The 25107-nt window shown below is 60.5% G+C and carries 30 protein-coding genes and 1 tRNA gene; 6 read left to right on the top strand and 25 right to left on the bottom strand.

Features of this window, described 5'->3' with window-relative positions; all coding sequences use genetic code 11:
• The first annotated feature begins 15 nt into the window (after window positions 1-15).
• Both ABIE20_RS09455 and ABIE20_RS09450 read left to right on the top strand, forming a co-directional pair.
• Window positions 16-426: a hypothetical protein gene (locus ABIE20_RS09455; RefSeq protein ID WP_429504616.1), complete on the top strand. Its 411-nt coding sequence runs from the start codon at window positions 16-18 to the stop codon at window positions 424-426.
• A 57-nt stretch (window positions 427-483) separates the two neighbouring features.
• On the top strand, window positions 484-822 hold the full coding sequence (locus tag ABIE20_RS09450; protein ID WP_429504614.1) for a tetratricopeptide repeat protein: 339 nt from the start codon (window positions 484-486) through the stop codon (window positions 820-822).
• A gap of 4 nt (window positions 823-826) precedes the next feature.
• On the opposite strand, the gene ABIE20_RS09445 is transcribed toward ABIE20_RS09450, so the two are convergent.
• Together ABIE20_RS09445 and ABIE20_RS09440 are read right to left on the bottom strand one after the other, a co-directional pair.
• The gene (locus ABIE20_RS09445) at window positions 827-1510 is read right to left on the bottom strand and encodes a peptidoglycan DD-metalloendopeptidase family protein (protein ID WP_429504613.1); all 684 of its coding nucleotides are present in this window, start codon (window positions 1508-1510) and stop codon (window positions 827-829) included.
• A gap of 147 nt (window positions 1511-1657) precedes the next feature.
• Window positions 1658-2116 (bottom strand): carboxypeptidase regulatory-like domain-containing protein, encoded by a 459-nt coding sequence (locus ABIE20_RS09440; RefSeq protein WP_429504611.1) that lies wholly within the window; start codon window positions 2114-2116, stop codon window positions 1658-1660.
• A 149-nt stretch (window positions 2117-2265) separates the two neighbouring features.
• Between ABIE20_RS09440 and ABIE20_RS09435 the strand changes: the two genes are divergently transcribed.
• Window positions 2266-3519 (top strand): SMI1/KNR4 family protein, encoded by a 1254-nt coding sequence (locus tag ABIE20_RS09435; protein ID WP_429504609.1) that lies wholly within the window; start codon window positions 2266-2268, stop codon window positions 3517-3519.
• Between the two features lie 3 nt (window positions 3520-3522).
• Here the strand turns inward: ABIE20_RS09435 and ABIE20_RS09430 are convergent, their stop codons facing one another.
• Complete coding sequence (locus tag ABIE20_RS09430) at window positions 3523-4143, bottom strand: CatB-related O-acetyltransferase (RefSeq protein ID WP_429504607.1); 621 nt, start codon at window positions 4141-4143, stop codon at window positions 3523-3525.
• Between the two features lie 16 nt (window positions 4144-4159).
• Window positions 4160-5044, bottom strand: coding sequence for a glycosyltransferase family 2 protein (locus tag ABIE20_RS09425; protein WP_429504605.1), 885 nt, complete (start codon window positions 5042-5044; stop codon window positions 4160-4162).
• Window positions 5045-5270: 226 nt separating this feature from the next.
• On the opposite strand from ABIE20_RS09425, the gene ABIE20_RS09420 reads away from it, so the two are divergent.
• Window positions 5271-7484, top strand: a complete 2214-nt coding sequence (locus ABIE20_RS09420) for a TonB-dependent receptor (RefSeq protein ID WP_429504603.1) — start codon at window positions 5271-5273, stop codon at window positions 7482-7484.
• A gap of 60 nt (window positions 7485-7544) precedes the next feature.
• On the opposite strand, the gene ABIE20_RS09415 is transcribed toward ABIE20_RS09420, so the two are convergent.
• The 18 genes from ABIE20_RS09415 to ABIE20_RS09330 form a co-directional block, all read right to left on the bottom strand.
• A tRNA-Lys gene (locus ABIE20_RS09415) sits at window positions 7545-7620 on the bottom strand.
• Between the two features lie 61 nt (window positions 7621-7681).
• Window positions 7682-8356 carry a 7-cyano-7-deazaguanine synthase QueC gene (queC, locus tag ABIE20_RS09410; protein ID WP_429504601.1) on the bottom strand — a complete coding sequence of 225 codons (675 nt, stop codon included), beginning with the start codon at window positions 8354-8356 and terminating at the stop codon, window positions 7682-7684.
• 13 nt (window positions 8357-8369) lie between these two features.
• Complete coding sequence (queE, locus tag ABIE20_RS09405) at window positions 8370-9017, bottom strand: 7-carboxy-7-deazaguanine synthase QueE (protein ID WP_429504599.1); 648 nt, start codon at window positions 9015-9017, stop codon at window positions 8370-8372.
• Between the two features lie 158 nt (window positions 9018-9175).
• Entirely contained in the window at window positions 9176-10003 is an 828-nt protein-coding gene (ybgF, locus tag ABIE20_RS09400; RefSeq protein WP_123565823.1) for a tol-pal system protein YbgF, read from the bottom strand.
• A gap of 6 nt (window positions 10004-10009) precedes the next feature.
• On the bottom strand, window positions 10010-10507 hold the full coding sequence (gene pal, locus ABIE20_RS09395) for a peptidoglycan-associated lipoprotein Pal (protein WP_010223188.1): 498 nt from the start codon (window positions 10505-10507) through the stop codon (window positions 10010-10012).
• Window positions 10508-10559: 52 nt separating this feature from the next.
• Window positions 10560-11861, bottom strand: coding sequence for a Tol-Pal system beta propeller repeat protein TolB (tolB, locus tag ABIE20_RS09390; RefSeq protein WP_045193535.1), 1302 nt, complete (start codon window positions 11859-11861; stop codon window positions 10560-10562).
• Window positions 11858-12934 carry a cell envelope integrity protein TolA gene (tolA, locus tag ABIE20_RS09385; RefSeq protein ID WP_093386479.1) on the bottom strand — a complete coding sequence of 359 codons (1077 nt, stop codon included), beginning with the start codon at window positions 12932-12934 and terminating at the stop codon, window positions 11858-11860. The genes tolB and tolA overlap by 4 nt, the downstream gene beginning before the upstream one ends.
• Window positions 12934-13386, bottom strand: coding sequence for a protein TolR (gene tolR, locus ABIE20_RS09380; RefSeq protein WP_045193537.1), 453 nt, complete (start codon window positions 13384-13386; stop codon window positions 12934-12936). Before tolR ends, tolA begins: the two co-directional genes overlap by 1 nt.
• A 14-nt stretch (window positions 13387-13400) precedes the next feature.
• On the bottom strand, window positions 13401-14096 hold the full coding sequence (tolQ, locus tag ABIE20_RS09375) for a protein TolQ (protein WP_010223192.1): 696 nt from the start codon (window positions 14094-14096) through the stop codon (window positions 13401-13403).
• 2 nt (window positions 14097-14098) lie between these two features.
• Window positions 14099-14554: a tol-pal system-associated acyl-CoA thioesterase gene (ybgC, locus tag ABIE20_RS09370; RefSeq protein ID WP_045193538.1), complete on the bottom strand. Its 456-nt coding sequence runs from the start codon at window positions 14552-14554 to the stop codon at window positions 14099-14101.
• A gap of 125 nt (window positions 14555-14679) precedes the next feature.
• A complete protein-coding gene (gene ruvB / locus ABIE20_RS09365) occupies window positions 14680-15735 on the bottom strand; it encodes a Holliday junction branch migration DNA helicase RuvB (protein ID WP_429504595.1) in 1056 nt (351 codons plus the stop codon).
• The gene (gene ruvA, locus ABIE20_RS09360; RefSeq protein WP_010223195.1) at window positions 15736-16344 is read right to left on the bottom strand and encodes a Holliday junction branch migration protein RuvA; all 609 of its coding nucleotides are present in this window, start codon (window positions 16342-16344) and stop codon (window positions 15736-15738) included. It abuts the gene before it with no gap.
• A 108-nt stretch (window positions 16345-16452) separates the two neighbouring features.
• Window positions 16453-16977, bottom strand: coding sequence for a crossover junction endodeoxyribonuclease RuvC (gene ruvC, locus ABIE20_RS09355; RefSeq protein ID WP_045193540.1), 525 nt, complete (start codon window positions 16975-16977; stop codon window positions 16453-16455).
• Window positions 16978-17147: 170 nt separating this feature from the next.
• Window positions 17148-17894, bottom strand: coding sequence for a YebC/PmpR family DNA-binding transcriptional regulator (locus ABIE20_RS09350; protein ID WP_429504592.1), 747 nt, complete (start codon window positions 17892-17894; stop codon window positions 17148-17150).
• Between the two features lie 121 nt (window positions 17895-18015).
• Window positions 18016-19791 carry an aspartate--tRNA ligase gene (gene aspS, locus ABIE20_RS09345; protein WP_045193709.1) on the bottom strand — a complete coding sequence of 592 codons (1776 nt, stop codon included), beginning with the start codon at window positions 19789-19791 and terminating at the stop codon, window positions 18016-18018.
• A 93-nt stretch (window positions 19792-19884) separates the two neighbouring features.
• Window positions 19885-20106 (bottom strand): FmdB family zinc ribbon protein, encoded by a 222-nt coding sequence (locus tag ABIE20_RS09340; protein ID WP_038996655.1) that lies wholly within the window; start codon window positions 20104-20106, stop codon window positions 19885-19887.
• A gap of 93 nt (window positions 20107-20199) precedes the next feature.
• Entirely contained in the window at window positions 20200-20529 is a 330-nt protein-coding gene (locus ABIE20_RS09335) for a ribbon-helix-helix domain-containing protein (RefSeq protein ID WP_429504589.1), read from the bottom strand.
• Between the two features lie 243 nt (window positions 20530-20772).
• A complete protein-coding gene (locus tag ABIE20_RS09330) occupies window positions 20773-21246 on the bottom strand; it encodes a Dps family protein (RefSeq protein WP_045193544.1) in 474 nt (157 codons plus the stop codon).
• A gap of 297 nt (window positions 21247-21543) precedes the next feature.
• Between ABIE20_RS09330 and ABIE20_RS09325 the strand changes: the two genes are divergently transcribed.
• Window positions 21544-22131, top strand: a complete 588-nt coding sequence (locus ABIE20_RS09325) for a cold shock domain-containing protein membrane protein (RefSeq protein WP_429504588.1) — start codon at window positions 21544-21546, stop codon at window positions 22129-22131.
• 62 nt (window positions 22132-22193) lie between these two features.
• Here the strand turns inward: ABIE20_RS09325 and ABIE20_RS09320 are convergent, their stop codons facing one another.
• The 3 genes from ABIE20_RS09320 to ABIE20_RS09310 form a co-directional block, all read right to left on the bottom strand.
• Window positions 22194-22400: a SlyX family protein gene (locus tag ABIE20_RS09320; protein WP_038996659.1), complete on the bottom strand. Its 207-nt coding sequence runs from the start codon at window positions 22398-22400 to the stop codon at window positions 22194-22196.
• A 3-nt stretch (window positions 22401-22403) separates the two neighbouring features.
• Window positions 22404-22829 carry an HIT domain-containing protein gene (locus ABIE20_RS09315; RefSeq protein ID WP_429504587.1) on the bottom strand — a complete coding sequence of 142 codons (426 nt, stop codon included), beginning with the start codon at window positions 22827-22829 and terminating at the stop codon, window positions 22404-22406.
• Between the two features lie 255 nt (window positions 22830-23084).
• Window positions 23085-23342: a hypothetical protein gene (locus ABIE20_RS09310; protein WP_429504585.1), complete on the bottom strand. Its 258-nt coding sequence runs from the start codon at window positions 23340-23342 to the stop codon at window positions 23085-23087.
• Between the two features lie 295 nt (window positions 23343-23637).
• Here ABIE20_RS09310 and ABIE20_RS09305 point away from each other — a divergent pair, with 295 nt between their 5' ends.
• Window positions 23638-24942 carry an OprD family porin gene (locus ABIE20_RS09305; protein ID WP_429504583.1) on the top strand — a complete coding sequence of 435 codons (1305 nt, stop codon included), beginning with the start codon at window positions 23638-23640 and terminating at the stop codon, window positions 24940-24942.
• The last annotated feature ends 165 nt before the right edge of the window (window positions 24943-25107 follow it).

The following is a 25107-nucleotide window of genomic DNA, read 5'->3' as shown; positions in this document are numbered from 1 at the left end:
GGAGGGAATCGAAGGATGATCGCAGGTCTCAAGCTCTACCCGCGCCAGCACTGGTTACTCGGCGCACTGCTGCTGGCCCTCGCCGGTTGCAGCAATATCGACGCGCGCACCACCGAATATGTCGGTGCCCCCCACGCAGCTCCCACCAGCGCTGCCAATGTCCAGGTGCTGCGCAGCGAGCCGACCCGGCCGCATACCCGCCTGGGGGAAATCGTCGTCGACGCCAGTGTCGAGCCGCCACCACCAATCACCGATGTCGAGCAAAAACTGCGCGAGCAGGCCGCCAGCATTGGTGGCGATGCCGTGGTGGTGGTCTACGACCGCATCCAGCCGGTGTCGGCTTACGTCAGCGGCCCGCTGTGGGACCGCGACATCCGTACGATCGAAGGGCGCAGGCTCAAAGGCATCGTCATCAAGTATCAGTAATCCATGCGGGCTTCCCGTAACAGCATTTAACTGCGTCACTGATCAGGCGTTTACGCTATGCAAAGGATTCATACCGTTTGCTTCGCGCTGCCTTGCGGCAAACGCGAGGCGGCGCTCAAGGCCTTTCAGCACGCCGTGAAGCTGGAGCCGGACAATGCCGGCTTTGGCTATGTGCTGGCGGTGGCGTTGCATGACCAGGGGCAGACGACCGAGGCTCGCGAGCAACTGTGGCGCAGCCTGCAACAGCACCCCTTTAACCGTGACCTGCGCCTGGCGCTGATTCATTACCTGCAGCAAGCGCAGAAGCCGGCAGAGGCCGCGCAACTGCTCAACGCCCTGCGCCAGATCAACCCCCATGACCCGCTGCTGCAGGCGGGGCCGGTGAGCGGCGGCTGAGGGTTCAGCCGGCCGCCGGCAACACGCTCAGCGGATCGATCGGCTTGCCGTTCTGGCGGATTTCGAAGTACAGCTGCACGCGGTCGGTATCCAGGTCGCCGGCTTCGGCGATCTTCTGGCCCTTGCTGACGGTCTGGCCTTCCTTGACCAGCAACTTGCTGTTGTGGCCGTAGACGCTGGCATGGGCAGTGCCATGCTGGAGGATGATCAGGTTGCCGTAGCCGCGGATGTTGGTCGCGAACGCCACTTTGCCGCCGAGGCTGGCGTACACCGGCTGGCCCGGGGTGGCGGCGATGCGGATGCCTTTGTTGAGCTTGTCGGCGGACGAATAGCGGCGGATTACCGTACCCTGCAGCGGCCACGCCCAGCCGCGCAGGGTGACCTTGGTGGTCGGCGTCACGGGCCTGGCCTTGCTGGCAGTGCTGACTGTGCGCGTGGTGGTTTTCGAGCCGCCGAAGCGAATGGTCTGGCCGACATTCACCGCGTAGGGCGCACTGATGCCGTTGTAGCGCGCCAGCTCCTTGAAGTTCCAGCCATGGCGCGAGGCAATCGAATACAGGGTATCGCCGCGCTTGACCTTGTAGGTGCCGGCCACGACTTTGTTGGCGGAGCTACCGGGGCTTGGGGAATGCGAACTGCATGCAGACATCGCCAGCATTACGGCGATCAGAACAAACCTGAAAAACACACCACTTCCTTTTCCCGGAGACGCCGTTGACGAGGGCGCTACTATAAATCAGTCCGCAGCGTTACGCGGCAAACTCCGTGCAAGTTCAATGAAGGCACGGGTCGCGGGCAAGATGATTCGCTGATCGTCAATCGCGGCCGGCAGCGCTCAGTTGTCCTGCTTCCAGTGCAAATTCACCTTGCCAGTCTGGCCGGGAACCAGGTTGACAGCACCCAGTTGCTGCACGCCATTGCGCGAGGCGACCAGGTTGTAATGACCCGGCGGCAGCTTGACGTAGACCATCGGCCCGACCTGGCTCAGTTGCAGCAAGGTTTGCCCCTGCCCGCCCTGGATCGCCAGGTCGACATCCGGCACGTACTTGTTTTCCGGGCCGGTCGAGAAAGTCAGATGCAGGTTGTAGCCCTGGACCTGCTGGATGGCCCGCGACTCATCGATACCGATACCGCCGGTGACATAACTGATGCCATTCTGCTCCTGGGGCTGCAGCTTGACCCCGGACGCATCGACAGGCTCCTGGTACTCCGAAGCCTGCAAGTGCTGCGCCGGCCAGGCCAGCAGTAGAGCGGCCAAAGCAGTGGTTAACGCAAGTGAGCTGAAGGATTTCATTGCCATGACTCCTGCGCGACAGCGTCCAGACCATTTTACCCCCCTCGTTCCCACGGCTTAGATCGATTCGGCGCAGGGAGGCGCGGTCGATACAATGAGGGTTTCGCCGCGTGCTAGAGTCTGCGGCCCAATCTGAAGGTGGACCACGAATGGAACTCTCCCCCGCCGAACAACAGCTGTTGCAGGACCACCACCTGGCCCTGTTCGAAGGCTGCGTGATCTTCGATACCCAACCTGCAATCGACGCCGCCACCCTGGCGCGGATCGAAGCCCAACTGAGCGGCCCGCTACCCGCAGGGCTGTTGCAGCTGTGGCAGACCTGCCTGGGCGGTCGCGTCGGCTATGACCTGGAGGTGGTTTACGACGGCCACCGCCACCCGTTCTCCTTCAGCGAGCTGTTCTACCCGGACAGCGACGGCTACCGCGACCTCTGGGGCTGGATCGAGCACGAACAGGAGCAGGCCGAAGAAGCCGCCCGGGAACACGGCCGCCCCTGGAACGGCAAGCTGGACTACCTGCCGTTCGGCGGCTTCGAGTACCTGGAGCGCCTGTACGTGTGCGTCACCCCGGGCCCCAACCATGGCGCGGTGATCGCCTGGAGCCGCGGGCTGCCGCCAGCCTGGGCCGGCAGCCTGCACCAGGACAGCCTGGCACGCATCGCCGACGACGTCGCCGGGCTGTTTCGCCTGCTGGCCTATGAACAAGACCCGTTCGACCCACAGGTCGAGTACAGCAGCGCCAGCGAACTGCTCGAAGCGCTGGATGAACTGCAAGCAGCCGGTGAGCCTGGGCTGGCGCTCAAGGCGCGGCTGGAAGCGATGCTGCGTCAACGGCTATTGGACTGGCGCCCGGCCCTGGCCGACGGCAGCCTCGCCGAACAACCACGCCTGCGCCAACTGGCGTTGCTCGATGCGGCCAGCCAGGGTGATATCGAACGCCTGGCAGCCCTGCGCAAAGCGGGCTGCGACCTTAGCGAAGCGTTACGCGGACACGGCGCCAGCCTGGAATGTTGCCTGCAGCATGGACACCTTGATGCTGCCAGCTGGTTGCTCGACCAGGGCATGCCGGTGCAAGCCGACACGCTGCTGGTGGGCGCTGCGCAGGTAACGCCTGCGCTGGCCAAGCGTTTGCTAAGCCTGGGGGCGATAACTGAGCCCAGTGCGGTGCTCAGCGCGATCGCCCAGGACCACCTGGACAGCGCCGAGGCCATGGCCCGGCCGCTGCTTGAAGCCTCGCCGGACAGTGCCAGCGCCTTGCAAAAGGCGTTGCTCGAACGCGCCGAACAGCAGCGGCGCGACGCCAAGCGGATCAAGGCCGGCAAGCTGTACAGCAACCGCAGCGCCGCCGACTACCTGGCCGAGGCCGAACGCATCGACGCGCTGCGCCAGCGCCTGTTCAGCTGACTGTCAGCCGTTACGGGCCTTGATGTAGGCAAGAAAGCTATCAAGGTCCGAACTACTGAGTATGCGCGAGACAGCTTTGACTTCATCCATGGGCCAGTCCCACCAGGCCGCTTCGAGCAAAATGTTGCGCACCTCTTCGTCAAACCGCCACCTGATGTGTTTGCACGGGTTGCCGCCGACTACCGCAAACGGCGGTACATCGCGGGTCACCAGCGCACCGGCGGCGACTATCGCGCCGTGGCCGATGGTCACGCCCGAGAGGATCACCGCGTTGGTGCAGATCCAGCAGTCGCTGCCGATCACCACATCGCCCTTGCTCGGCGCATAGTCCTTGATGTCCTTGACGGCATCGACCATGGCCGGGAACGGATAAGTGGTCAGCCAGTCGGTACGGTGCTCACCGCCAAGTAGTATCTGCACGCCTGCTGCGATCGAGGTGTAGGAACCGATCTTCAGCAGCGTATCGTCACCGAACTCGACGACTTCCGGAATCCCGTAGGTGCCCACCCCGACGCTGTAACGTGGGTAACGCAGCCTGATCTTTTCTGCCGCGCGCTCGAGCTTGTCCATCGAGCGCAAGCGCTTGCGCTCGCGACGTTGCTTCAAGAGGTCGAATAACTTCACAAAGGGTCCTTGCCGATCAACGGTGCAGTACGAGGCGTTTCAAGCGTTTGAATGTGGTGCGGTTGTAATGGCGTAGCGGGATCGAGCGCAACAGCTGCCAGGCAAATTTCTTGTCGGCGACCACCGCATATTTCAATGCCTTGTTGATCAGCACCGTCCTGCCCTTCTGATACTCGGGATGCGTTTTGAAAGGCGCCATCGCCAGCATATCGGCATCCAGCAGGACCTTGAACTTTCGCGAAAGATTATTGGGGTGGCGGCGATAGCGGGTGACGCACACCGGCAACTCGTGAATCTCGTAGCCCTTGCTGGCGATCCTTAGGGTGATCTGAAAGTCCTGGACCTTGATCGCCGGATCGTAGAACTGCGCCGCGCGCATCGCCTCCATGCGGTACAACGCACCCGGCGCACCGATGACCACTGCCTCGCGGACGATCTGGTCGAAACTGAAGGTTTTCACTTCAGTGCGCTGCTGGGTCTTGGTCTCGGCGCCATCGCTGTCCATGTAGGCGATCAGGGCCCCGACGCAGCCGACCTGCGGGTGCTCATCAAGGTACCTGGCCCTGACGCTGAGCGAATGCGCCAGCATGATGTCGTCCAGGTCCGGGGTGGAGACATACACGCCCCGGGCATGCTTGAGGCCATTGTTGAGCGTGGCACTGACGCCCTGATTGTGCTGGGTCAGCAAGGTGAAATCGTAGGTATCCTGCAGCGCCCGGAGCATGGCCAGGCTGTTGTCCGTTGAGCCATCGTCAACAATGATCACCTCGAAGTTGGGGTAATCCTGGGCAAAGATGCTCTGCAGCGCGGCCTCAAGGTACTTCTCGGCGTTGTAGCAAGGAGCAACGATTGATACCAGTGGCGGCGACTGGGTGGGCTGCTGGGCGTGTTCTGGCGTCATTGCGCGTAAAGCCTTATGTCTGCCTCGCTGGGAGGCGGATCATCATTGAGTTCGAAAATGCCACCATGATGCTGGAACTCGGCCGTGTTGTCATGGTTCGCTCTGGAAACATATAGAAACACCTACAGTTGCAGGAAATGTGAGCGAGGCGATTATTATCGGCAGCGTAACTGCTAATAATTATCATAAACACTTACATTTAATTTTCACTGGGGTGAAATTTTACATGTCTTGCGAACTTGCTCGTGGTCGTTCATCACATTCCTTCATGGCCTCTGCATTGGGCCTTGCCGTCGCTTCGACATCAGGCTATTCCCTCGCCGAGAAGGCGTCCAGCCCGCCCCTGGAGCTGGGCAATATCAACATCGATGCCCAGGCCAGCGGCGACTACAAGACCGAACGCTCGGCGTCGGGCAAGTACACCACAACGCTGCTCGACACCCCACAGACCATCACCGTGGTGCCCTCCCAGGTGATCAAGGAGCAGCAGGCCCTGAGCCTGCGCCAGGTCCTGTCCAACGTCTCCGGCATTACCTTCAACGCCGGCGAAGGCGGTGGCGGCTCGGGCGACAGCATCAACATTCGTGGCTTCTCGGCCAACAGCAATATCCAGATCGACGGCTTGCGCGACAGTGCCCAGACCAACCGCACCGACACCTTCAATGTCGAGCAGGTCGAAGTCATCAAGGGCCCCAACTCGGTGTTCGGCGGTGCCGGTACCACCGGCGGCAGCATCAACATCATCAGCAAGCAGCCCCAGGACCAGGCCTTCACCCGCCTGGGCGGCAGTGTCGGCACCGACAGCTACTACCGCATGACCCTGGACAGCAACCAGCCACTGGAGGGCGTGGGCCAGGACAGCGCGTTTCGCATCAACCTCATGGGCCACCAGAACGATGTTGCCGGCCGCGAACAGATCGAACGTGAACGCTGGGGGCTCGCCCCATCGCTGCGCCTGGGCCTGAGCGAATCCACGCGCCTGACCCTGAGCGCCTTCCACCAGGTCGATGACAACCTGCCCGACTACGGCGTACCGGCCCTGGACGGCAAACGCCTGGCCGGCGTCAGCCGCGAGGACTACTTCGGCTGGAAGAACCTCGACAAGGAAGAGATCGAGCAAAGCTCGTTCACCGCCAACTTCGAGCACGACTTCAACGACAACCTGCGCCTGCAGAACCTCACGCGCTACAGCCACATTGCCCGCGATACCACGGTGTCTGCTTCGCACGTCAACACCACCGGCCTGCCCCCAGGCCGCTATCGCCCAGCCGGCCCCCAGGGCTACGGGCGCGATGCGACCACCGAAATGTGGATCAACCAGACCAACCTGATCAGCAACTTCAAGCTGCTGGGCATGCGCCATGACCTGGTCACCGGCATGGAAGTGTCACGCGAAACCATGGACCTGAAGACCTACGGCTACGGCTTGAGCAACGCCCTGTATCCCGCTGATGGTTATGATCTGAGCAACCCGCCGGGGCACTGGTCGGGGCCGGCCAACAAGGCCACCAGCAGCTATACCGACACCGAGCTGAGCAACCAGGCGCTGTACCTCTTCGACACCATTGCCCTGCATGAGCAATGGGACCTGAACCTGGGCCTGCGCTACGACAAGTTCAAAGGCCAGGCCAAGGGCTATGACGCCGGGCATGTGCGTACCTCCGACTTCGACTCCACCGACGAGAAGCTCAGTGGCCGTGCCGGGCTGGTCTACAAACCGACCGATAACGGTCGTATCTACCTGGCCTGGGGTAACTCCTTCAACCCTTCGGCAGAGAGCCTGGCTTCCACCGGCGCCGGCCTGAGCGCGGCCACCGAAAACCTCGCCCCGGAAAAGAACGAAACCTGGGAACTGGGGACCAAATGGGAGTTGTTCGACAAGCGCCTGGAACTGGACGCAGCGCTGTTTCGGGTAGAAAAGACCAACGCCCGCGAAACCATGGCCGACGGCTCTACCCAACTGGCCGGCAAGCAACGCGTACAGGGCGTGGAAGTCGGGGTCACCGGGCATATCACCGAGCAGTGGGATGTGTTCGCCAACTACACCTTCCTCGACAGTGAAACCCTCAAGGCCGCCAACACTGCGGCCGGTATCGCCCGTGAAGGCCAGGCCCTGGGCAACACCCCGCCGCGCTCGCTCAACCTGTGGACCACTTACGAGCTGCCGGCCGGCTGGACCCTGGGCTATGGCGCGCGTTATGTCAGCGAACGCAACGTCACCTCCAGCACCAGCGCCAAGCTTGACGCCTACTGGCTGCACAACGCCATGGTGGCGTACCGGGTCAACGAAGACCTCGACCTGCAGTTGAACGTCAACAACCTGTTCGACAAGGATTACGTTGAGCGTGTGCGCCAGCAGAACGGTACTGATGCGCGCTCTTCGGCTATTGAGTACGGCGATGCGCGTTCGGCGATTCTCTCGGCGACCTACGCGTTCTGATAGGTAGGAAACGAAAAAGCCCGCGACCTTTGCAGGACGCGGGCTTTTTCTTACAGCGTATGGTGGGTCGTGTAGGATTCGAACCTACGACCAATTGGTTAAAAGCCAACTGCTCTACCAACTGAGCTAACGACCCGTTGGATGGCGCGTATAATACTGATTTCTAACAGGAAATCAACACCCCATCGCAAAATAATTTAAAAATATCTCGTCGGGTCCTCTACACCGGCGGCTTTGAAGCCGTCAGCGCGCAGGCGGCAGCTGTCACATTTGCCGCAAGCACGGCCTTCATCGTCGGCCTGATAGCAGGAAACGGTCAGGCTGTAATCGACGCCGCGGGCCATGCCGGCCTGGACGATCTGCGCCTTGCTGAGGTTCTGCAGCGGTGCCTGGATGCGAAAGCCGTTGCCTTCGACACCGGCTTTGGTAGCCAGGTTGGCCATGCGCTCGAACGCCTCGACGAACTCCGGGCGGCAATCCGGGTACCCGGAATAGTCCACGGCATTGACGCCGATGAAGATGTCGCGGGCTTCCAGCACCTCTGCCCAGCCCAGGGCCAGGGACAGGAATACCGTGTTGCGTGCCGGCACATAGGTGACCGGGATGCCTTCGCTCGGCGCTTCAGGCACATCGATGCTGCTGTCGGTCAGGGCCGAGCCGCCAATGCCGTCCAGGCTCAGGCCGATGACCTTGTGCTCGACCACGCCCAGGTCACGGGCAACCCGCGCTGCGGCATTGAGCTCGGCGCGGTGGCGCTGGCCATAGTCAAAGCTCATGGTGTAGCAGCTGTAGCCTTCGGCCTTGGCCATGGCGACCACGGTGGCCGAGTCCAGGCCGCCGGAAAGCAGAATTACCGCACGTTTCTCAGTCATTGCATCGCTCCTGTCAGCGTCCCGGTTCATCGTTCCACAGCAGCTTGTGCAACTGCATCTGGAAGCGAACCGGCAAATTATCGGCCACGATCCAGTCGGCCAGGTCCGTGGCACTCACTTGGTGGTGGCTGGGCGAGAAGAGTACGTCGCCAGCGCGTTTTTCCAGGCCGTATTGAATGAGCTTGGACACCGCCCAGTCGTAGTCTTCACGGGAACAGATGACGAACTTGACCTGGTCATTCGGGGTCAGCAGCTCGATGTTCTCATACCGGTTGCGGTGTACTTCCTCGGAGCCCGGGGTTTTCAGGTCGACCACGCGAGTGACCCGGGTATCGACCCTGGAAATATCCAGGGCGCCACTGGTCTCCAGCGAAACCTCGTAGCCGGCGTCGCACAGCTGCGTGAGCAAAGGAATGGCATTGGGCTGGGCCAGCGGCTCGCCGCCGGTAACGCAGACGTAGCGCGGCTTGAAGCCGGCGACCTGGTCGAGGATCGAGTCGAGGGTGCGGATGCTGCCGCCACTGAATGCGTACTCGCTGTCGCAATATTGGCAACGCAGCGGGCAGCCGGTGAGGCGGACGAATACCGTGGGCAGCCCAGCGGTACGCGTTTCACCCTGCAAAGAGTAAAAAACTTCGGTGATGCGTAATGTGTCTTGCATAGTCGCCACGGGCGTAACAGCTAAACAGGCTGTCCGCCTCCGTCAGGCACTGCTGAGAACCCGTCATCGCGTAGTTCTTAGCAGCGTGTTTCATAAAAGGGCAGTGATTCTAACGAAAAAACCCGCGACTAGCGCGGGTTTCTTTTAAAACGGCTGGTTCAGAGCTTTTGCAGATCGCGCTGGGCCAGTTGTGCAGCCGAGGTACCCGGGTACTGGGTAACTACCTGCTGGAGAATGCCCTTGACCCGGTCGGTGTGACCCAGGCGGCGCTCCACGTCGGCCAGCTTGTACAGCGAATCCGGCACCTTGTTGTGCTTGGGATACAGCTGGCTCACTTTGGCAAAGGCTTGCCCTGCGCCTTGCAGGTCACCCTTGGCCAGGTTTACTTCACCGAGCCAGTACTGGGCGTTGCCGGCGTACTGGCTGTTCGGGTACTTGCGCAGGAAGGCGTTGAACGCCTGGCTGGCCTTGTCGAAATCCTTGGCTTTGATCAGGTCGAAAGCAGCGTCGTAATAGAGCTTCTCTTTCGCCGGATCGCCAGGTTCGCTGCTGGCAGCAGGCTGCTGGCCGGTGGCAGCACCGGCGGCAGCGCCTGCAGCAGCACCGGCGGCTTCGCCACCGGCTGGGGAATTTGGCGGAGTGGCGGCAGGTGCAACACCGCTTCCGATACGCCGATCCAGGTCCTGGTAACGCTCCAGGCTCTCCTGTTTCATGCGTGACACGTCATTTTGCAGCTCTTCAATGACGCCTTGTTGACGCGCTATCTGCTCCTGCATTTGCTGCAGTTGCATGAACAGCTGGCCCTGTGCCGAGGCAGGGGCCGTAACCCCTCCCCCGGCATAGGCGCCGTTCGTACCATAACCCGCAGGCGGATAGCTGCTTGCGCCGCTATAGCCTGCGTTGTCATCAACAACAGGAACCTCAGCCCAGGCCATGAGAGGCAGGGTGAGAGCCAGGACGGTTACAGCACGACGGCACGTTCGCATATCGAATTACTTACGCAGTTCGACGCGACGGTTCTGAGCCCAGGACTGCTCGTCGTTACCGGTAGCAACTGGACGCTCTTCGCCGTAGGAAACCAGTTCCAGCTGGGCAGGAGAAACGCCTTGCAGTACCAGGTAGCGTTGAACGGCTTTCGCACGACGCTCGCCCAGAGCCATGTTGTATTCGCGAGTACCACGCTCGTCGGTGTTACCTTCCAGAACGACGCGAGCGCCGTTGCCTTTCAGGTCCTTGGCATGAACGTCCAGAGCGCGCATGGCTTCTGGCTTCAGGTCCGAGCTGTCGTATTCGAAGTAGAAGGTGGTGATTGCGCGCAGAGCAGCTTCTTCGCTCAGGCTGCCGTCAACAGCGCCAGTGTTGGCACCGTAGCCAGCGTTAGGATCAACCTGGCCTTGACCAGCATCGTCGCCGCCTTTCGAGGAGCAACCTACAGCTACGGCCATGGCCAGAGCCAGCGCAGCAAACTTACCAAACTTCAGCATTTCCATCGTGAAACTCCTAATGAACCCCAGTGTGTTAAGTAAAACGTAAAGCGCCGCGTCAGTTCAGGTAAGGGGACCAGGACGGTTCTCTGACTTCGCCTTGAGCGGTAGGAAGCGGGAGCCTCACGCGTCCGTTGAGAGAGACGAGCATCAAGACTCCCCGGCCCTGCTGGCGGGTGGCGTAGATTAGCATGGTGCCGTTGGGCGCAACAGTGGGTGACTCATCAAGACTTGTCTCGGAGAGAATCTTTACACTGCCGCGTTGCAAATCTTGTGCAGCCACTTTGAAGTTGGTGAAACCTTGTTGGCGATGAATCATCACCAGGGTCTTTTCATCCGCCGACAGTTTAGGGTTGGCGTTGTAGTTACCCACGAAAGTTACACGCTCTGCACCACCACCGGAAACATTGGTTTTGTAGATCTGTGGTTTACCACCGCGGTCGGAGGTGAAGTAGATGGTCGAGCCATCTTTACCCCAGAACGGTTCGGTGTTGATACCCGGGCCTGCGGTCACGCGCGACAGCTGGCGCGAACCCATGTTCATCACGTAGATGTCCGGGTTGCCGTCCTTGGACAGCACGAACGCCAGGCGCGAACCGTCCGGCGACCAGGCTGGCGCACCGTTGAGGCCTTCGAAGTTGGTGATCTGCTCACGGCGACCGGTGTCGATGTGCTGGACGAAGATGCGCGGACGCTTCTGCTCGAACGACACATAGGCAATGCGCTTGCCGTCTGGTGCAAAGCGCGGCGACAGGATCGGCTCACGCGACTGCAGCAGGGTTACCGCCCGCGCACCGTCGTAGTCCGAACGCTGCAGGGTGTAACGGGTGTTGTTGGTCGAGAAACGCTCGGCAGTCACGTAGAGCATGCGGGTGGAGAACGCACCCTTGATGCCGGTGAGCTTCTCGAACGACTGGTCGGCGATGTAGTGCGACATGTCGCGCAACTGATCGACGCTGCCCGAGACGCTGCCGGTCAGCACTTGCTGCTCGGTGGCGACGTTGAACAGCGCGTACTGCACCTGCAGGCGGCCGCCGGACGGGACGATGCTGCCGACCATCACGTACTGGGCGCCCAGGGCTTTCCAGTCACGGAAGATCACTTCGCTGGCCTGGCTAGGCTGGCTGATCATGTTCTGGCGCGGGATCGGCGAGTAATAACCCGAGTTGCGCAGGTCATTACCGATGATGTCAGCCATGTCTTCAGGCAGCACGCTGCCGCCCTGCAGACCGAACGGCACGACCGCGATCGGCGTGGCGCGATCGCTGCCGCTGGTGACCAGAATGTTCTTTTCATCTGCTACGGCCAACCCTGCTGCACAGCAGAGAACGACCAGCAGTCCTCGAAGAAGGTTAATCACAAGGCTAGATCCTCAGGTGTGAATGTCATCTTGAATGAACGATAGGGATTGAATTCGCTCGGTTTCAAGCCCTGCATTTCGGTTAAACGACCAATGTTCTTGACCGCTGCCACAGCCGAGCTGTCAAACGGACCGTCACCACTGGAGCGGGCTACGCTCACCGAGGTAATGGTGCCGTCCGGCAACATGCCGATCTGCAGGACCACCGTCATGTTCTTGCGCGCAGAAGGCGGACGTGCCCAACCCTCGGCCGCACGTGCACGGATCAGGTCGTCGAAGTCGCCGGCTACCTGGTCACCCTGCTCGTCAGCCAGGGCCTGCTGCCGTTCGGTGGTGTCGGACAGAAGCTCGGCCAGGGCCTGGGCTTTCTTGTCTTCCGCCGCCTTGCGGGCTGCATCCTGTGCCTTCTTCTTGGCCGCATCAGCTGCGGCTTTCTTCTTGGCGTCTTCGGCGGCTTTTTTCTTCGCCTCTTCAGCCGTTGCTTTTTTCTTGGCGTCCTCGGCCGCCTTCTTCTTGGCGTCCTCGGCTGCTTTTTTCTTGGCCTCTTCAGCCGCCTGCTTCTTGGCCTCTTCGTCAGCCTTTTTCTTGGCTTCCTCTTCGGCCTTCTTCTTGGCGATGTCAGCCTGTTGCTTCTCGGCGGCCTTCTTCGCCTCTTCGGCTTTCTTGGCTTCGGCGGTTTTCTTCGCTTCCTCGGCCTTCTCGGCCTGTTCGGCTTTCTTCGCTTCAGCTTCGGCTCGCGCCTCTTCGGCCTTTTGAGCCGCTTCTTCTTTCTTTTGTTCCGCAGCCTTCACTGCCTGCTGCTCGACCTTCTTCTGTTCCATCTGTTCTTCTTCGGTTTGACGCGAAGCAGTCTTCTTGGCCTCACCGGCAATCTTCTGATTGGTCTGGGTGGTGGCCTGGCTCTTGGATTTGAGCTGGTACAGGGTTGCCTGGACAATAGGCTTGGCCGGCGGCAGCTCCGGGGTCATGGCAAAGCTGACGAACAGCATGCCGAACACCAGAACGTGCAGCGCAATGGCCCAGACACTGGGCCAGAAATAGCTTTCCGAGGCGGATGGCTCTCGCTGTTGCATCAGGGCGCCTCGGTAATCAGGCCAACGTTACCGACACCTGCCTTCTGCAACCCGCCCATGGCACCCATGACCGCGCCGTAGTCGACGGACTTGTCGCCACGGATGAAGACCTGGGTCTGCTTGCCCTGGTCACGGCCGGCGCTGATGATCTTGGTCACGGCGTCGGTCATTTGCGGCAAGGTCATGGCCTTGTCCATCTGCTTGTCGGTGTCGACTTCGCTGCCAAGGTTCCAGTAGTAGGTCTTGTCAGCCTTGATCGAAATGGTCAGGACCTGGGTGTTGTTGTCCTGCGGCAAGGCTTCACTGGAAACCTTGGGCAGGTCGACCTTCACGCCCTGGTTGAGCATCGGTGCGGTCACCATGAAAATCACCAGCAGTACCAGCATCACGTCGATGTATGGCACCACGTTCATTTCGGCGACCGGCTTGCGTTTGTGGCGAACTCGGGCCATGGGCTTTTACCTGATCACTCTTCGCTGGTGTGCACTTTACGGTGCAGGATGGCCTGGAACTCGTCGGCGAACGTGTAGTAACGGCCGATCAAGACTTCACTGCGGGCAGCGAAACGGTTGTAGGCAATAACTGCAGGGATCGCGGCGAACAGGCCGATCGCGGTGGCGATCAGGGCTTCGGCGATACCCGGGGCCACAGTGGCCAGGGTCGCTTGCTGCGCCGAGGCCAGGCCACGGAAGGAGTTCATGATGCCCCAGACGGTACCGAACAGGCCGATGTACGGGCTGGTGGAACCGACGGTGGCGAGGAACGGCAGGCTCTGCTCAAGCTTCTCTTCCTCGCGGGAGATCGCTACGCGCATGGCCCGGCCAACGCCTTCCATGACCGCGTCAGGGTCGACGCCCGGCTGCTGGCGCAGACGCGAGAACTCTTTGAAGCCGGCGCGGAACACCTGCTCTACGCCCGAATCCGGGTCCGGGTTGCTGCCAGCCTGACGATACAGCTTGGACAGGTCGATACCCGACCAGAAGCGCTCTTCAAAGCTGTCCAGCGCACGACGACCGGCGCGCAGCATGGTGCTGCGCTGGAAAATCATGATCCATGACGTTACCGATGCGGCCACCAGAATCAGCATGACCAGCTGTACCACGATGCTGGCATTGCTGACCAGGCTCCACATGGAGGTATGGTCGACGACGTTAGCTTCCACGCTTAATCTCCTGCATTTGAATGAGTACCCGGATCGCCCGCCTCGGCAAAGGCCGCGCGCAGCGCTTGGGGGATGGCCCGGGGTTTGAAAGTATCGGCGCGCACACAGGCCACCAGGAACTGCCCCTCACAGAGCAGCGTTGCATCTTTTTCGCGCCACACCTGCTGCACGAAGCGCAGGCTGGCGCGGTTCAATTCAAGCACTTGCGCGGTAACCCGCAACTCGTCGTCAAGCCGCGCTGGCGCGTGATAGCGCGCCTCGCTGGAGTGGACCACGAACAGCAGGTTGTCCTGCGCCAGTGCCGACTGGGCAAAGCCCAGGTCACGCAACCGCTCGGTGCGGGCACGTTCCATGAATTTCAGGTAATTGACGTAATACACCACGCCGCCGGCATCGGTATCTTCGTAATAGACACGACAACGATGTGCGAACGGCTCTAGCTCATTTTGCGCGCGCATACTCTAGTGCTAACTCCTCAGCTTGCCAATCCGCCCCGGCAACTGTTTTTCATCGATTATGTCGTATTGCCAGCGCGACTGAGGCATGCCCGCGGATAGGACCACAGAAACGCTGGATAAATCTGTCATTCATCGGCCTGGGCGGAAAAACCCTCGCCACTGATCGATTCGCCCAGGCGATTGGGAATGTTCAGGCCGAAGTGCAGGTAGGCATGACGGGTCACCACCCGGCCCCGTGGCGTGCGCATGATGTAGCCCTGCTGGATCAGGTAGGGCTCGAGCACGTCTTCGATGGTGTGACGCTCTTCGCTGATGGCCGCGGCCAGGCTGTCGACCCCCACCGGGCCGCCGTCGAACTTCTCGATCATGGTCAGCAGCAGGCGCCGGTCCTGGTGATCGAAACCACGCTCGTCGACGTCCAGCAGGTTCAGCGCCATGTCGGCCACCGGCTTGGTGATATGGCCCTTGCCGCGCACTTCGGCGTAGTCGCGCACCCGCCGTAGCAGGCGGTTGGCGATTCGCGGCGTGCCGCGTGCCCGGCGGGCGATCTCGAAAGCGCCTTCGTCTTCAATAGGCAGGCCGAGAATGCCACCGGAACGACTGACGATGGTCGCCAGGTCCTCGGTGTTGTAGAACTCCAGGCGCTGGACGATGCCGAAGCGGTCACGCAGCGGGTTGGTCAGCATGCCGGCACGGGTGGTGGCGCCGACCAGGGTGAACGGCGGCAAGTCGAGCTTGATAGAACGCGCCGCCGGCCCCTCGCCGATCATGATGTCGAGCTGGAAGTCTTCCATGGCCGGATACAGCACTTCTTCGACGATGGGCGACAGCCGATGGATTTCGTCGATGAACAGCACATCGTGAGGTTCGAGGTTGGTCAGCAAGGCGGCCAGGTCACCCGGGCGCTCGAGGATCGGCCCGGAAGTGCTCTTGATCGACACGCCCATCTCCTGGGCAATGATATTGGCCAGGGTGGTCTTGCCCAGGCCCGGCGGACCGAAGATCAGGGTGTGATCGAGGGATTCGTTGCGCCCGCGGGCGGCCTGGATGAACAGCGCCATCTGTTCACGCACCACCGGCTGGCCGATGTACTCGGCCAGGCGCAACGGGCGGATCGCCCGGTCCTGGACCTCTTCACGGTCGCGCCCGGTGGCGGCTATCAGTCGATCGGCTTCAATCACTTAGATCATTCCCTTCAGGCTGCGACGGATCAGCTCTTCGCTGCTCAGGCCCTTGGCATCCACGGCGGCGACCGCCTTGCTCGCTTCCTGGGGCTTGTAGCCCAGGGAAATCAGCGCGCTGACGGCATCGGCCTCGGCGCTGGAAACGCTGGCAATCGGCAGTGGACCATTGGGTACAAGGGCAAACATGGCCGGGGAGGTTTCCCAGGCCTTGAAGCGGTCCTTGAGTTCGACCAGCAGGCGTTCGGCGGTCTTTTTACCAACCCCCGGCACCTTGACCAGGGCCGAAGCATCCTGGGCCTGGACACAGCGTACCAGTTCGTCGACCTCCAGGCCCGACATCAATGCCAGGGCCAGCTTGGGCCCCACGCCATTAAGGCGGATCAGTTCGCGAAACAGCTCGCGCTCGCGCTTTTCATGGAAGCCATACAGCAAGTGGGCGTCCTCGCGCACCACCAGGTGGGTGTGCAAGGTCACCACTTCGCCAACCTTGGGCAGGCGGTACAGGGTGGTCATCGGCACTTCGAGCTCGTAGCCCAGGCCGTTGACGTCGACAATCAGGTGCGGCGGCTGTTTTTCAGCCAGGGTGCCGCGCAAACGTCCAATCACGTTCCGATCCTTCCTCATGGGTACCGGCAAGCGACCGGTCAACCCTAACAGCAAATGCAATGGCCGATGGCATTGCCCAGGCAAAATTTGTTTCAGCAGATGATGCTATCAGAGCCGCAAGCGCCCGCTGCGGCTGCGTGCCGTACCCAGGCCATGGGGCACCAGGCTTGAGCGGGTATGGGCATGGCACAAGGCGATGGCCAGGGCGTCGGAGGCATCAATCTGCGGCTTTTGAGTGAGTTTGAGCAGGTGCATGACCATCATCTGCACTTGCTCCTTGTTGGCCCCACCGGTGCCGGCCACCGCCTGCTTGACCTGGGTAGCACTGTACTCGGCAATCTCCAGGCCTTCTTCGATGGCGGCGACGATCGCCGCGCCGCGGGCCTGGCCGAGCTTGAGCGCCGAGTCGGCGTTGCGCGCCATGAACACCCGCTCGATGCCCATGGTCACCGGGCCATGCTGGCGGATGATCTCGCGTACACCGCGAAACACGATCTGCAGACGCTCCGGCAGCTCGCCGGCGCCGGTACGGATGCAGCCGGAAGCCACGTACTCGCAGCCCCGCCCGCTGTGGCGCACCACGCCATAGCCGGTAATGCGCGAGCCGGGGTCGATGCCAAGAATCAGAGTCATACGTCTTTGCGCCGTAGTAAAAACAGAAGCCGGACCGGCTCGCAGGTGCAATGCAACTGCAGGCAGATCCGGCCTAAGGCCGGTAGGAGCGGGCTTGCCCCGCGATTGCGAACTACCACCCAATCGCATCGCGAGGCAAGCTCGCTCCCACCTAAATGAACAACTTGAGACTAGCCGAGCTGTTCCATGACTTCGTCAGGAATTTCGGCATTGGAGTAGACGTTCTGTACGTCATCCAGGTCTTCAAGCATGTCGATCAGCTTGAGGACCTTCTGCGCGCCGTCCAGGTCGAGTTCGGCACTGGTGGTCGGCTGCATGACGATTTCCGCGTCCGCGGCCTTGAAACCGGCCTCTTCCAGGGCGTTGCGCACGGCATAGAAGCTGTTGAACGAGGTAAACACGTCGAGCGAACCGTCCTCGTTGCTGACCACGTCGTCGGCATCGGCTTCCATCGCCGCTTCCATCAGCGCGTCTTCGTCGACGCCGGCAGCAAAGCTGATCTGCCCCTTGCGCTCGAACAAGTAGGCCACCGAACCGTCGGTGCCGAGATTGCCGCCGCATTTGCTGAAGGCATGACGCACAGCGGCTGCGGTGCGGTTGCGGTTGTCGGTCATGGCTTCGACCATGATCGCCACGCCGCCCGGGCCGTAGCCTTCGTAGCTGAGCTCTTCGACGTTGTCGGCTTCGGCCGTGCCAGCACCGCGGGCAACCGCCCGGTCGATGATGTCGCGGCTCATGTTCGCCCCCAGCGCCTTGTCCAGGGCCAGGCGCAAGCGCGGGTTGGAGGTAGGATCGCCGCCGCCCTGCTTGGCGGCAACGGTCAGCTCACGAATCCACTTGGTGAAGATCTTGCCTCGCTTGGCATCCTGGCGCTCTTTGCGGTGCTTGATGTTTGCCCACTTGGAATGACCTGCCATAACGCACTCCGAATCCTTTGTAACAATGCCACGCCGCGGCCGCGCTCACGCCCGGCCGAGACCTTTAAATTCATGCGCCTTAACGCAAAGGCGCATCCATGTGGATGCGCCCGGGGCCTGCTTACTCAGCCTTGGGCTGTTCGCGCAGACGGATGTGCAACTCACGCAGGGCCTTGGCATCGACCAGGCCAGGAGCCTGGGTCATGACGCACGCGGCGCTCTGGGTTTTCGGGAAGGCAATCACTTCGCGAATCGACTGCGCGCCGGTCATCAGCATCACCAGACGGTCAAGGCCGAAGGCCAGGCCGCCGTGCGGCGGTGCGCCGAACTTCAGGGCGTCGAGCAGGAAGCCGAATTTCTCTTCCTGTTCAGCCGCTTCGATACCCAGCAGACGGAAGACCGCCTGTTGCATCTCTTTGCGGTGGATACGGATCGAACCGCCACCCAGCTCGGTACCGTTGAGGACCATGTCGTAAGCACGCGACAGCGCGGTGGCCGGGTTGGCCTCGAGCTCTTCGGGGCTGCATTTTGGCGCGGTGAACGGGTGGTGCAGCGCGGTGAAGCTGCCGTCGTCGTTCTCTTCGAACATCGGGAAGTCAACCACCCACATCGGGGCCCACTCGCAGGTGAGCAGGTTGAAATCGTTACCGACCTTGATACGCAGGGCGCCCAGCGCCTCGCTGACGATCTTGGCCTTGTCGGCGCCGAAGAACACGATATCGCCGTCGACCGCGCCAACGCGATCGAGGATCACGTTGAGGTTGGCCTCCGGGATGTTCTTGACGATCGGCGACTGCAGGCCTTCAACGCCCTTGGCGCGCTCATTGACCTTGATGTAGGCCAGGCCCTTGGCACCGTAGATGCCGACGAACTTGGTGTACTCGTCGATGCGGCTGCGCGGCATGCTCGCGCCACCTGGCACGCGCAGGGCGGCAACACGGCTCTTCGGATCGTTGGCCGGGCCGCTGAACACCTTGAATTCGACGTCCTTGAGCTGGTCGGCAACGTCGACCAGTTCCAGCGGGTTACGCAGGTCAGGCTTGTCGGAACCGTAGCGGCGCATGGCTTCTTCGAACGTCATGTGCGGGAATTCGCCGAATTCCAGGTCCAGGACTTCCTTGAACAGCTTGCGGATCATGCTTTCGGTCAGGCCCATGATCTCGGACTCATCGAGGAAGCTGGTCTCGATGTCGATCTGGGTGAATTCCGGCTGACGGTCGGCGCGCAGGTCTTCGTCACGGAAGCACTTGGCGATCTGGTAGTAGCGGTCGAAACCGGCAACCATCAGCAGCTGCTTGAACAGCTGGGGCGATTGCGGCAGGGCGAAGAAGCTGCCGGCGTGGGTACGGCTCGGCACCAGGTAGTCACGCGCGCCCTCAGGGGTGGCACGGGTGAGGATCGGCGTTTCGACGTCGAGGAAGCCGTTTTCGTCGAGGAAGCGACGGATGCTGGTGGTGATGCGCGAACGCAGACGCAGCTTCTCGGCCATCTCCGGACGGCGCAGGTCGATGAAGCGATAGCGCAGGCGGGTTTCTTCGCCAACGTCGGAGTATTCGTTGAGCGGGAACGGCGGGGTTTCCGCTTCGTTCAGCACGGTCAGCTCGTAACCCAGCACTTCGATGGCGCCAGAGGCCATGTTGGCGTTGACTGCGCCAGCCGGACGCGGACGCACCTTGCCGGTGATCTGCACCACGTATTCGCTGCGCACGCGATCGGCGGCGGCGAAGCTTTCTGCGCGATCCGGGTCGAAGACGACCTGGGCCATGCCTTCGCGATCACGGATATCGAGGAAAATCACCCCGCCGTGGTCGCGGCGACGATGGACCCATCCGCAAAGGGTAATTTCCTGACCTTCCAGGCTCTCGTTCAGTTGGCCGCAATAATGGCTGCGCATCATGATGGTGGTTTCGCTTCTCGTCATTCGTATGTTCAGTGGAGGCCTTGCAGCCCCAAAGGGCTAATAGTGCAAGACCCTGCCGGTGCAATCAACTCAGTCGGCCTTGTCGCCGCCTGCCAGGTTCTTTTTCGCACCGGTCTTGAAGTCGGTTTCGTACCAGCCGGTACCCCCCAGGCGGAAGCCCGGGGCCGAAATCAGCTTCTTCAGCGCTGGCTGCTCACACGCCGGGCAATCGGTCAGCGGCGCGGCGCTGAGCTTCTGGAGGACTTCCATCTGGTGGTTGCAGGAAGCACATTGATAGTCGTACATGGGCATAGGCGTGTCTCGTTAACCACAGCGCAAGCTGGTTCAGGCAGTAAAGCGCGGGATTATATATGGTTAAGGAGTGCTGTGCAGCCCGGCAACCGACTAGCGTGCCACCGGCAACCCCAGCAAATAGGCCACGCAGACCACGCGGATCAGCCCGCTGAAATTTTTTACCCCGCCATGACGCAGGTGCACCTCACGATCAACGTACGACAGCACGGCGTTGACCGAACACTGGTTGGCCTTGGCAATGCGTTCGAGAATAGTCCAGTAGATCTCCTCCAGGCGCAGACAGGTGGCAAAGCCGTTGAGGCGTACCGACCGTGATAGCGGCTGGGCCAGGCCCATGTTGAAATTTGCCTCGAAAGGATCGACGCCATCCTTGTGCGGCACGCTGGCTGCGCGCCCCGTGCGATTCATCCATGCCGACATAGTCGTACCACGCCACTGTTTAACCGGGAAACAAACCCGCGCGCGTTGAACACGCGGGAACATGTCCTTAATAAAGCGCCGTGTTACGGGGCGATGCCAGCAGACGCACCAACTCTGAACGTAGGAATACTCGGCACTGGAGCCGGTACTTTAAAACACCGGAAAGTGCTTCCGTACTAACCGAAATGCCCGAACCTCCTACAGAAGTTCGGGCATTCAAACAGCATTGGTAAAAACTGCCGGTTACTTGCCTTCGAGTAGCGAGCGCAGCATCCAGGCGGTTTTTTCATGCACCTGCATGCGCTGGGTGAGCAGATCGGCAGTGGGCTCGTCGCTGACCTTGTCGAGCAGCGGGAAAATGCTGCGCGCCGTGCGGGTGACCGCCTCCTGGCCTTCGACCAGTTGTTTGATCATTTCGTCAGCAGGCGGCACGCCCTCTTCTTCCTTAATAGAAGAAAGCCGCGCGTAGATCGAATACGCCCCGGGTGCCGGGAAGCCCAGCGCGCGAATACGCTCGGCGATCGAGTCGACCGCCAGGGCCAGCTCGTTGTACTGCTCTTCGAACATCAAGTGCAAGGTACGAAACGCAGGGCCAGTGACGTTCCAGTGGAAGTTGTGGGTCTTCAGATAAAGTACGTAGGTATCCGACAACAGGCGCGACAAACCATCGACGATGGACTTGCGATCTTCTTCGCTGATACCGATATCGATTGCCATGCAGTTCCCCTTTCCTTAGTGCTTGCTGATCAAGCGGGTACAAACCACTGTACCAAGAGTTTTCCACCCCTGCAGCCTCATGCCTGCGACACAAGGCTGCAGGCCGCGCGACACACGGTTGGCCGCTGATTTGAGAAGCCCGGGGCTTTGCTGTTAAATAGGCAGCGTGCCGCCCGTGCCGATTGTCATTGCCCGGGCGCATAGGCTGGCCTTCTCACGTTTTTGCGCTTTTTTACCCGTGCGCGCCGTGAAGCCAGCTCTTCCTGTGATCCGCCTTATCAATGTGAGCCAACCAACATGTTCAAGATCGTCCACCTGTTGACGGGCGTTGCAGCTTTGCTGCTGTCCTTCATACCCAGCCTCAGAACCGAAGCCATACCCTTCCTGCAGCAACCGGAGGCGGTTTACCTGGCGCTTTTCGGCCTGCTCAACCTGCTCATCGCTCCTGTGCTCGCGCAGCACTACCGGGGCGTGCGCCAGCAACTGCAGCGCGCTGCCAGTACTTTGCTGGTGCTTACCGTGATCCTGCAGACCGTGACCTTGCTGGCCCGTCCGGAGCTTGGCAACCTGCCAGCCCTGGCTTGCGCCCTGCTGGCCACTGTCCTGCACCTGGTTGCCGGCTTTGCCAAAAGCACTGGATCGCGGAACCAGAACACCCAGTACGACATGTCCAACCGCGATACCGGCACGGTGAAGTGGTTCAACACGTCCAAGGGTTTCGGCTTTATCTCCCGTGATTCGGGCGATGACATCTTCGTCCACTTTCGCGCCATCCGTGGCGAAGGCCACCGGGTACTGGTCGAAGGCCAGCGCGTCGAGTTCTCGGTGATGAACCGCGACAAAGGCCTGCAGGCCGAAGACGTGATCGCCGCCCCACGGCGCTGATCGGCAGCAACAAAAAAACCGCGACGGCATCACTGCCCATCGCGGTTTTTCTCGCCCCCGAATCAGTAATGCGGCGGCGGCGCCTCTTCTTCACTGGCCTCGTACTGGCCGACCATCTCTTCATAGCGCTTGAGCAGTGCTGCCATCTGCAACTGCAGGCGCTCAACGACACGTTGCTGTTCGACCAGCACATCATTCAAGGCCAGCAGGGTATCGTCCTGAAAGGCCAGCCGGCTTTCCAACTCGGTCACGCGCGCTTCAAGGGTCATGATTCAAGCCTCCGCGAACTGAAAGTCGTCAACCAATACCTCGGCCAGACGCAAACGGATGTCAGTCAACTGTTGTGGCGCATATTCAACTGCAGGTTTATTCCCCCACACGGGTGCCGGCCAGGCCGGATCAGAACGATGACGAACAATCACATGCATATGTAGCTGGCTAACTACATTGCCGAGGGTTGCCACATTCATCTTGTCGGCGGCAAAGACGTCCTTGAGGATCTGGGCCAGGGCGTTAGTTTCTTTCCAGAGTTGCTGCTGATCGCTGTCATCAAGTTGAAACAATTCACTGATTTCGGCCCGACGCGGCACCAGGATAAACCAGGGATAGTTGCCATCCCTACTCAGCAACAGACGACAAAGAGGAAAGTCCCCCAGGCAAAAGGTGTCTTGTTGAAGACGTTGATCCAGAACAAACACTACGAAATCTCCTACAACAGCTTAATACCTTGCTCACACAACCCTCCGTGAGCCACTGCCAGCAGGATACTCCTGATCGCTCGTCGGGGCATTGCCTGCCGCCTTATTAATGAAGCAATGCACCGATTTAGCCCCTTCCGCTCATCCAAAAGGCCTATGCGTACGCCAGTGTTACGCTGCCCGGCCAAGGAAACGCTACTTTTCGCACCAAAATGAAGCCGTCCGTCGGCGTTTCGCCCAGTGAACATCCACAAACTACTCAGCTTTAGCCTTCAACGGTAACGCTTTGACTTTACGGGCAACTTTTGCCCTTATTCCAACGGGATCGGCCACGGCGAACCAAAAGTTCTTTGACCCCCGGTTTATCGGCACCTGAGGCCCCTGCAGCGGCAGAAAAGTGAAAATTTCGTGAAGCCGTTCGATTTTGTGCACGCTTGTTGCATTGTCATCGGCCACAGTCGGCACGCCCTCTGCAGTGATGCAGCGAGCGGCGACAAATAACAACAGCTGCATGGGTTAACCAGGGAGTTTCGGGGGACAGGGGCTAGATTGTTTTTACCTATCCTTAATCCGCTTGAAACAGCGCTGGAGTTGTACGGCCCGCGAAACCCGGGGCGTGGTTTGCGACAAGGACATAACTGTTAGCGACATGACCGTAAAGTTACCGAAAGGTTCTCAACAGCCATATCGCCAACGCCGGTCAGCGTGATATACATTTCCGCCGACACAAAAAGAAAGAGCCGCGCTGTATAAAAAAACCAAACAGCGACGGCAGTACTCTTCCTAAAAACCAAAGGAGCAAATCACGATGCGCGTGATGAAGTGGAGCATAATCGCCCTGGCTGTTGCAGCCGGCACCTCGCAATTGGCAGTGGCCTCTTCTCAGGATGAGTCCAAGGGTTTTGTTGAAGACAGCAAACTCAATGTCAAAACCCGCATGCTGTACTTTAGCCGTGACTTCCGTAACGTGCCTAACGACGAGCAAAGCCGCGTTGAAGAAACCGGCCTGGGCTTCCTCGGCACCTACCAGTCGGGCTTTACCCAAGGCACCGTAGGTTTCGGTGTCGACGCCATCGGCATGCTCGGCCTGAAACTGGACAGCGGCAAAGGTCGCGCCGGCACCGGCCAGTTCCCGCTGGGCGCAGATGGCCGTTCGCAAGACTCGTTCTCCGAAGGTGGCGCGGCGGTCAAGTTCCGCATCTCCGACACCGTGCTGAAATACGGCACCCAGTTCACCGCCCTGCCGGTTCTGGCAACCGACGACAGCCGCCTGCTGCCTGAAACCGTCGAAGGTTTCCTGATTACCAGCAAGGAAATCAAAGGCCTTGAGCTGAACGCCGGTCACTTCACCGCACTGAATGCTCAATCGCAGTCTTACCACGACAGCATCGGTGGCAAGAACCGCGTTACTGGGATCAAGAACCCTGGCCTGACCCAGGCTGACGTGTTCGGTGGCACCTACGCCTTCACCGACTCTCTGAGCACCAGCCTCTACTACTCCAAGGTCGAAGACTACTGGCGCAAATACTACGCCAACGTCAACTGGGCATTGCCGATCAGCGACAATCAAGGCCTGGTGTTCGACTTCAACATCTATGACACCAAGAGCGACGGCAAGGCCAACGTTACCGCCTTCGATGGTGACAAACTTGATAACCGTGCGTTCAGCCTGTCGGGCGCCTACAACATTGGCGCACACACCTTCACCCTGGCCTACCAGAAGGTTACCGGTGACGGCGACTATGCCTACGGCATTGACGGCGGCGGCACCATTTTCCTGGCTAACTCCATCGCTCGTTCCGACTTCAACGCCGAAGACGAGAAATCCTACCAGGCACGTTACGACCTGAACTTCGCCGAATACGGCGTTCCAGGCCTGAGCTTCATGACTCGTTATGTCAAAGGTACCGGCGCCAACGTCGCAGGCACCGATAACGGCAAGGAATGGGAACGCGACATCGAGGCCAAGTACGTCCTGCAGGAAGGTCCGGCCAAAGACCTGAGCTTGCGCGTACGTCAAGCCACCTACCGTTCCGGCGACGGCGTTTACTACGGTTCGCCATCGATCGACGAACTGCGCCTGATCGTCGAGTACCCGCTGAGCATCCTGTAAGCCCCGGGCTTTCAGTATCCCCAGTACGAAAGAGCCCGGCACTGCCGGGCTTTTTCTTGTCTGAATTCGGGCTGACAACGCCTTCGTGCTCCGGCATCCTGTACGCCACCGAATCGCCCCCGTACAATGCGGGGTCATTTAAAGTCTTAAGCAACCGACAACGGC

Source organism: Pseudomonas sp. 2835, from assembly GCF_050435905.1.
Lineage (GTDB): Bacteria > Pseudomonadota > Gammaproteobacteria > Pseudomonadales > Pseudomonadaceae > Aquipseudomonas.
The sequence above is the reverse complement of the archived record's forward strand: the minus strand, read 5'-3'. Positions and strand labels throughout refer to the sequence as shown.